Source organism: Ignicoccus sp., assembly GCF_056435145.1.
Genome location: NZ_JBWNMZ010000008.1, coordinates 57,224 through 63,761, shown reverse-complemented (window position 1 = coordinate 63,761; position 6,538 = coordinate 57,224). Strand labels below are relative to the sequence as shown.

The window sequence follows — 6,538 nt, the reverse complement described above, 5'->3', positions numbered from 1 at the left end:
GCTACGAGACCAGCAACTACGAGTGCAGCGTGAACCCGGAGGAGGGCAACGGCTACATATGGGTAAAGGTTGACTTGCCGGCCAAAGGGAAGAAGTACGTACTGATAGTCAAGGGTCACAACGGGGCTGTCGGCGGAGACCAAGTCTTCGACTTCTACGAAGATTTCGATGAGTATCCGGTTGGCAAGTTCACGGGTAGCGACAAGCTGGTGCTCAGCGGCAACGGCGACGCACAGGTCATGGAAGAGCACGGAACTAAGTTCTTGAGGATGTGGACTTCGAACAATAAATCGCTTCGTTTAACTACCCTAAGTAAGATAAACCTACTCGAGTACATATTCGAAATAGTCTTGAAAGCGTACGGATCGAGTAACGACTTGGACTTAGTCGTTATGTTCCCAGACTTGGACGGCGAGTACCTTCACACTTACTTGGGTGCTCAGCGTAGAGACTACTGGGAGCCTCCGCACAGCATCTTCGTAGCTAACGACGGCAACTTCCCCAACAACGTAGACGTTAGAGGGGAACAGAGGATTAAGGAAAGCTGGGCCATTCTGGCCGGCTGGTACGACGAAGAAGGCCACTACCACTCCTACTATTCCGCCGAGGAGCTCGTCAGCACGAGGACTTACGATATAGACGATAAGGAGACCCGGATAAGCATCGCAATAAACAACGACGGCCAGCCGAAGCTGGACATCGGCTTGATAAGGGTTAGGAAGCGCGCGGAGAGGGAGCCTGAGGTCAAGCCCGTAGTGGAAGGAGTTCTGTACGTGCTCCATCGCTCCCAAGGGGTGCCTACAGTTAACGGACTGTTCTCGAGTACTACGGAGATGGCGAAGTACTACACGGTAGGAGTGTTCAAGCCGACGTGGTACATAGAACTACAAGGACCGTTCTACATAAGCAAGTAATTTTTTAACAAATTTTTGTTCGTTAACGTGAAAGGTTTCGGGGGTGAAAGGCTTTGATAGATTCCCTCTTGCTGACGATGTTCGTCATAGAGAACGTGTTGAACCAGTGTCACTTGGAGTGCGGAAACGTCGTGCTGGTCGGGACCGTGTTCGGCTTCGACGAGTACAAGTTCACCTTGCTCACCGGAGAGGGCTGTTTGGTGGACGTCTTGACCCCCCGTACCTTTTACGGACCTGACTGCGAGCCAAAGACCTTGCCCCTCCACAAGGGGGAGAGGGTAGTAGTGTCGGGCCAGACCTACCCCTCAGGAGACGCGGTGGTGCCGCAAATAGTTAAGGTGGGAGGTGAGAACTACTATGCGTCCTTCGAGGCTTGTGTCGCCGCTTCGGGCCACACCTAAGGGCTCTGCCGAACTGCTGGCAGCCCTAATTATGGGGAGCTTGGTATTAGCCTACATGAGCTACGTCGCCTTGCAATGGAACGAGGCGAGGAGGGGCATAACGCAGTTGGTCGAGTACGTCGGCGAGAAGGCCAAGTTTGGCGCCCTCTCCTACTCTTGCTTGTCCGAGGGGCTCGGGTCCTTCGTCTGCTACCCAGTGGTGTCAGAACCCCACAAGGTTAAGGGAGTTATCTTGGCGTTCGACGTAGACGGCAACGGGGCTTGGGACTACTTGTGTCCCGGGCGGGTAAAGAAAACGGACGACAGCTTGAACGTTTCCTTCAGCACGTGTTACGGCCCGGACGAGAAGAACGTAAAAAACATAAATGAATTTGAGAGAGCCGAAATGATTATGGTTATACACGCTCCCAACTACTTGATAGAGAGCAAGTTAGTTTGTTCGGGCTCGGGTGAGACCCTTGCGTGCGGCGCCCTCTTCAAGTAAGGGCCTCGAAGCTCTCCAAGCGGCGCTGCTAATGGCGATCGTCGCCGCGGCGGGGGCCTTGATAGCTCAATCCGTCCTCCACAACCCTCCCTCGGTCCCCAGAGAGGGGGCGGCAGACGTCGTCTTGATCTTAGACAACTACAACTGCGGGGAGCTGCTCAAAGCGCTCAAGCCCGCCTACGGCGAAGTGAACGTTCTAAGGTTGAACGCCGGACCCAAGATAGCGCTCTTAGTGAGGGTTTTGTCGCCGGGCACGCTCAAGGGAGTCATATTGGTTACTAAAGAGGGCTACAAACTGTTCCGAACCCCAAAGGTCTCCTTGTCACCGGGTCTCTACTTGCTTTGCTTCAACGGCCGGCAGAGGTACAACGTAACCGACGCAAAACTCATAGGTTTTTCTCGGATCGGCTGACCTCGCCTTAAACCCCACCTCCGCCCGGGGATCCGGGAACTCGCACCTTGAAGCCTCAACACTTGACCGCCAGGCCGGGAGAGGTAGCTGAAAGGGTAGTGGTGGTCGGCGACCCGGCTAGGGCTAGGGACGTGGCAAACAAGTTCTTGACCGACGCCAAGCTAGTGAGCGAGAACAGGGATCTATTGGTTTTTACTGGAAAGTACAACGGGAAGGAGGTGAGCGTGGCCGTCCACGGCATAGGCGCGCCGTCAGCGGCCATAGTTATAGAGGAGTTGGCAATGCTCGGGGCGAAGGAGGTGGTCCGGCTGGGCACAGCCGGAAGCATGAGGAAAGAGATAGACGTAAAGGACGTCGTAGTCGTAACCGGGGCGGCCCACTACTGCGGAGGCACCTTGGGCGTCTACGCGCCCAACGTCTGCCTCCCCAACGCCCCCGACCCTTGGATTACTGTCAAGCTCTACGAGAAGGCCAAAGAGGCCGGCTTGAGAGTTCACTACGGACCCGTGGTCAGCAACGACGCCTTCTACGCCGAAAACCCAGACTTCGTCGAGTTTTGGACCAAGAGGGGAGTGGTGGCCGTCGAGATGGAGTGTGCGACTCTCTTCGCCTTGGGGTCGATGAGGGGGCTGAGAACGGCGGCGCTCGTAGTAATAGCTGACAGCTTAGTGAACCCCGCCAAGAAGGACCTCCTCCACCACGAAGGACTCGCGGACGTGATGGACAAGGCGGCGAGGGCCGTGTTGGAGGCGCTCACATCTTGAATATCAAGGTTTACACCTCGATCAAGAAGCTGTTGAGCGAAGGCTGCTCGGAGCTCCCGAAGGCCTGGGCGGCGGAGCTCGAGCTCTTGGAGGGCTGCTACGAGGATAACGGGAAGCTCTGTTGCAGCTCCCCTGAGGAGGTGGCCCTCTGGGCCGTCCTCAGGGGAGTTATGGGGGAGCACGAGGCTGCCAGCTACCTCAACTGGAAGGCCTTCGAGTCTTACGTAGCTAAGGTTCTAGAGGAGGCGGGGTTCGAGACTTTGAGGAACGTGAGGGTGAGGGCCGGCGAGAGGTTGGCCGAGTTCGACGTGATAGGCTACGACGGGGACAAGGTAGTGGTGGTCGAGTGTAAGAGGTGGAAGGCCTTCCGGAGGTCGGCCCTCCTCAGGGTTGCTGAGGAGCACAAGGCGAAGGTGGAGCGAGCGGCTTACTGGTTGGCGAGGCTGGGCAAGAGGGCCTTGCCGGCGGTGGTGACCCTAAGGGGGGCACCGGTCAAGGAGGGAGCTCTGATAGTGCCCATAAAATATTTTAAAGGATTTATAAACGAGGTCGACTTGGCGTTCTTGGAAGGACCGGTGGTGGAGCTCAACAGCTCACGTTCATGAACTTCATGTGTTGTATTAACGGCTCCCCCTTCCTCATTATTTCTCTCGCTACTTCTTTGAAGGCATTCCTTATGTAGTAGGAGTCCTTGTACACTTGGTCGTAGTCCGCGTACCTTCCCTTGACTTCTAGCTTGTCCCTCCTCATTTCGAATTCTGAATTTGTTAGTACAACCTCCCTCCTCACTTCTTTATCTTCCTTTACTTTGGTCGCTATTCTAACGCTCTCGGGAGTTACCGTTACAGTCAGGGTGGGGTCCAACCTCTTGAGCACCACACCTCCGTCCCTTACCTCCGCGAACCACTTCGAACCCTTCACCCTCACGTAGTTCTTCCCCACGCTCACCGCGTTGGTGTCCTTAGCGTTGCTCAAACACTCCAAAACGGAGTGTATTCTATCCAGAACGGTGATCATGTAAGTATATATGTTCGCTAAGTTCACTGCCCTCGCTCCCTCGTACGGTATTTTGTCCCTCACCCTTTCGAGGGCCTCAATCTTGGCGTTAACAGAGGCCTTGGCGTCATTCAACGCCTTCCAGACGTCCACCGCCCTTTACCCCGGGCCGCTTTGGAGACATGAGCTAAAAGGCCTTCACGCGACCGCTTTGGGCAAGGGCTCCTCGCGGCCCTCTAGGAGCAGCACCGGCAGCTCTGCGTAGAGCACCACCGAGGAGGTCAGCGGCTCGAAGTAAATTCCGACTGCCTTAAGCTCTAAGTCCAGCTCTGCTAGAAGCTCACAGACCCGAGGGTCGCCCTTGCAGTAGGGAACGAACGCAGAGGCCTTCGGGAACCCCACTACGAAGACCGCCACCTTCCTCCCCTCGAACTCGCTGAGCTCCTCCAAGTGTCTCACCCCCCTGTCCGTGGGGCAATCCGGCCACATCCCGAAGCCCCTCCACGAGGCCAAGTCGGCGCTCTTGACCTCCACCAACGCCCTCCCCTCGGGGCAACGGAGCTCGAAGTCGAAGGCGGACCTCCCGTAACGGGGCCTTCGCTTGGCCTCGCATCCCCTCGCCCAGCTCAAGTAACCCAGCCGGAAGGCCTTCTCCAGAGCCCTCTCTTGCAAGTTCGTGTCAGTCACCGCGAAGCCGAAGGGAGTTTTGACGGCTACGAGCTTGTACCTTAACTTCCCTCCGTCCTTCTGGACGCAGTAAGCCTCGTTGCCGTCCCAGATTAAGTCCTCCAAGCGCCCGGTGTTGGTGTTGTGTACTAGCAGTTCCTCTTCCCCTATGGATGCCCTCACCACGAACCTGTTTACCTTCTCCTTTATACTGCAGTGGAAGGCGTCCAGCCGGAGCAAGGGTCTCTCCGGGACTATCAAAGGCCCAAGGCCCTCTGGAGGTCGTCCAGGCCCTCCCCGGTCTTGACTGAGACAAGCACTACGGGGGCCTGCGGGTTGAGCGTCTTTGCGTCTTTTATCATTTTGTCGACGTTCACTCCCAAGGGGCCGGCCATATCTACCTTCGATATCACTATGACATCTGACCTCTTTGTGCTCATCGGGTGCTTCACGAACTTGTCCTCTCCCTCGGCAACGGACACTACCATCACCCTTTTATGGGCTCCCAAGGGGAAGTTGAAAGGGCATATCAAGTTGCCCACGTTCTCTATAAACATCACGTCGTACTTGCTTAAGTTAACACCCTTCAAAGCCTCGAACACGTGGTCCGGCTCCAAGTGACAGATGCCCCCGGTGTTTATCTCGGTGCTGTCCACTCCGTGTCTGGCGACCCTCTCGGCGTCCAATGTGGAGGCCACGTCCCCTCCCAAGTACAAGATCTCGTACTCGCCCTTCAGTCTGTCTACCAAGGCCTCTATGAGAGCTGTCTTCCCGGAGCCCGGGCTGCCCAAGAATTCTATTACCTTCACCCCGTGGGCGTCGTAAAGCTTCCTGAGCTCGGCCGCCTTGTCGAGGTACTTTTGGTTGACGTCTACTTTTATAGTAACTAGCCGGGGCACGACATTTACCCGGTCTTGTGCACAGCTCGGGGATTATTGTGTATAACGTGCGTCAAAATTTAAATAACTAAGCAAACCACGGTCCAGAGGGGCGTTTGATCTGGGGCAAGAGCGACGAGGACAAAACTAGGGAGACCTTGAGTTTGTTGGAGGAGTTGAAGGAACTCATAGACGAACTCAAATGCTCCTCCAGCAAACCCTCTCATAGCCCTTGACCTCGTCGCCCTTGCGGCACCATATGCCCAGCGCTCTGCCGTCGTCGGAGACCTCGTGCTCGCAAGAGGTCAAGACGTCCGCGAACTCGTACCCGGGAGGTAAGTACCAGAAGGCCTCGTAGTCGTATTCGGCCACCCAGTCCTCGAACCGGTTCTCGAAACAGTTGACCCCTTCGCTCGAGGGACCCTCGAACTCTATAAAGAAAGTATAGTAGGGGAGCTCCGCGAACGCGAGGAAGTTCAGGGAGGCCCAGTTAACGGTAGGAACGGTCTTCACCCCGTTTATCATCACTTCCTCCTTCTCAAGTTCCTCTTGCATCACTTCCCAAGCTCTGTAGACTTCCGCTTCGTACTCGGAGGGCTTGTGTAGCAGCTCGCTGGCATCTCCCCTCTCGTCGTAATAGTAATAGTTAACTACCTCGTGGACCCTCCACGAGCTTCCCGTGGGGACCAAGAAGTAGTAGCCTTGGGCGTAAATCGGCCTCAAGCCTTACCCCTCCGGAGGACGTACAAGTTCCTTAAGAGGGAGAGAGCGACCTCCGGCTCCTTGTCCAACAAATTAGCGAACGTCTTGTTAAACTCAACCAACCCCAGGCCTTCAATCTTCAACTTGTCATCAATTTTCAACAGACCTTCCTTTTCCAGCTCGTGCAAGGTTTCTAGCAAGGACCCTCCGCCCTCGATGCCGCTCACCAGCTGAAAGAGCTCTTGGGGCTCTACCTCCAAGCTGTCTCTGCCCAACAAGTACAAAGCTGCCTTAACCACGTCTTTGAATTCGGCCAACTGC

The 6,538-nt window shown here is 55.8% G+C and carries 11 protein-coding genes; 6 read left to right on the top strand and 5 right to left on the bottom strand.

The features are described 5' to 3' along the window. The 6 genes from AC1HCZ_RS03020 to AC1HCZ_RS02995 form a co-directional block, all read left to right on the top strand. On the top strand, positions 1–914 hold a 914-nt coding region (locus AC1HCZ_RS03020), incomplete at its 5' end, for a DUF2341 domain-containing protein (protein ID WP_479462068.1). A 53-nt stretch (positions 915–967) separates the two neighbouring features. Then, positions 968–1,315, top strand: coding sequence for a hypothetical protein (locus tag AC1HCZ_RS03015; protein WP_479462067.1), 348 nt, complete (start codon positions 968–970; stop codon positions 1,313–1,315). Further along, positions 1,290–1,799: a hypothetical protein gene (locus AC1HCZ_RS03010; protein WP_479462066.1), complete on the top strand. Its 510-nt coding sequence runs from the start codon at positions 1,290–1,292 to the stop codon at positions 1,797–1,799. The genes AC1HCZ_RS03015 and AC1HCZ_RS03010 overlap by 26 nt, the downstream gene beginning before the upstream one ends. Then, positions 1,774–2,211 carry a hypothetical protein gene (locus AC1HCZ_RS03005; RefSeq protein ID WP_479462065.1) on the top strand — a complete coding sequence of 146 codons (438 nt, stop codon included), beginning with the start codon at positions 1,774–1,776 and terminating at the stop codon, positions 2,209–2,211. Before AC1HCZ_RS03010 ends, AC1HCZ_RS03005 begins: the two co-directional genes overlap by 26 nt. Before the next feature lie 47 nt (positions 2,212–2,258). Beyond that, positions 2,259–2,975, top strand: a complete 717-nt coding sequence (locus AC1HCZ_RS03000) for a purine-nucleoside phosphorylase (protein WP_479462064.1) — start codon at positions 2,259–2,261, stop codon at positions 2,973–2,975. Continuing rightward, entirely contained in the window at positions 2,972–3,580 is a 609-nt protein-coding gene (locus AC1HCZ_RS02995; protein ID WP_479462063.1) for a restriction endonuclease, read from the top strand. The genes AC1HCZ_RS03000 and AC1HCZ_RS02995 overlap by 4 nt, the downstream gene beginning before the upstream one ends. On the opposite strand, the gene AC1HCZ_RS02990 is transcribed toward AC1HCZ_RS02995, so the two are convergent. The 5 genes from AC1HCZ_RS02990 to AC1HCZ_RS02970 form a co-directional block, all read right to left on the bottom strand. Beyond that, the gene (locus tag AC1HCZ_RS02990; RefSeq protein WP_479462062.1) at positions 3,561–4,124 is read right to left on the bottom strand and encodes a hypothetical protein; all 564 of its coding nucleotides are present in this window, start codon (positions 4,122–4,124) and stop codon (positions 3,561–3,563) included. The two genes, AC1HCZ_RS02995 and AC1HCZ_RS02990, sit on opposite strands and share 20 nt — an antisense overlap. Positions 4,125–4,169: 45 nt before the next feature. Next, positions 4,170–4,898 carry a DNA/RNA nuclease SfsA gene (locus tag AC1HCZ_RS02985; RefSeq protein WP_479462061.1) on the bottom strand — a complete coding sequence of 243 codons (729 nt, stop codon included), beginning with the start codon at positions 4,896–4,898 and terminating at the stop codon, positions 4,170–4,172. Then, positions 4,895–5,536: a hydrogenase nickel incorporation protein HypB gene (gene hypB / locus AC1HCZ_RS02980; protein ID WP_479462060.1), complete on the bottom strand. Its 642-nt coding sequence runs from the start codon at positions 5,534–5,536 to the stop codon at positions 4,895–4,897. The genes AC1HCZ_RS02985 and hypB overlap by 4 nt, the downstream gene beginning before the upstream one ends. Positions 5,537–5,713: 177 nt before the next feature. Next, positions 5,714–6,238: a hypothetical protein gene (locus AC1HCZ_RS02975; RefSeq protein WP_479462059.1), complete on the bottom strand. Its 525-nt coding sequence runs from the start codon at positions 6,236–6,238 to the stop codon at positions 5,714–5,716. Then, positions 6,235–6,534, bottom strand: a complete 300-nt coding sequence (locus AC1HCZ_RS02970) for a hypothetical protein (protein ID WP_479462058.1) — start codon at positions 6,532–6,534, stop codon at positions 6,235–6,237. Before AC1HCZ_RS02970 ends, AC1HCZ_RS02975 begins: the two co-directional genes overlap by 4 nt. Between the last annotated feature and the right edge of the window lie 4 nt (positions 6,535–6,538).